This is a genomic window from Candidatus Acetothermia bacterium, from assembly GCA_024653305.1.
GTDB lineage: Bacteria > Bipolaricaulota > Bipolaricaulia > Bipolaricaulales > Bipolaricaulaceae > JACIWI01.
The window spans coordinates 8,642-9,179 of record JANLFW010000017.1 but is presented as its reverse complement, the minus strand read 5'-3'; the positions used below and the strand labels follow the sequence as shown (position 1 = coordinate 9,179).

The following is a 538-nucleotide window of genomic DNA, read 5'->3' as shown; positions in this document are numbered from 1 at the left end:
GCGTACGGGATCCCGAACCTCGGGGCGATCGCCCCCGGCTACGCTGCCGACCTCGCCGTGCTTTCCGACCTTCAGCGGGTACGGGTGGAGGAGGTGTACGTGGCCGGGGTGAAGGTGGCCGCGGGCGGGGAGTGCATCGTGGACCTGCCCGCGCCCCCGCGCGGGGAGGGGCGCGCACCGGTGCGCGTGGACGCGGAGCGGCTCTCCTTCAGCATCCCGGCTGGGGCGGGGAGGGCCAGGGCCATCCGGGTCGTCCCCGGCCAGGTGGTGACCGAGGAATTCCACGTGAGGCCCCGCCTGGAAGGGGGCGAGGTGGTGGCCGACCCGGACCGGGACCTCCTCAAGCTTGCCGTGGTGGAGCGGCACCGCGGAACGGGGAACGTGGGGCTCGCTCTCGTCCAGGGGTTCGGCCTCCGACGGGGGGCGCTCGCGTCCACCGTGGCCCACGACAGCCACAACGTGGTGGTGGTGGGCACCACCGATGAGGACATGCGCGCCGCGGTGGCGGAGCTCGTCCGCCTGGGCGGGGGACAAGTGA

At 74.2% G+C, this 538-nt stretch carries 1 protein-coding gene; it reads left to right on the top strand.

The window, feature by feature from the left end; translation table 11 throughout:
* On the top strand, window positions 1-538 hold a 538-nt coding region (locus NUV94_06605; protein ID MCR4392422.1), incomplete at both ends, for an adenine deaminase.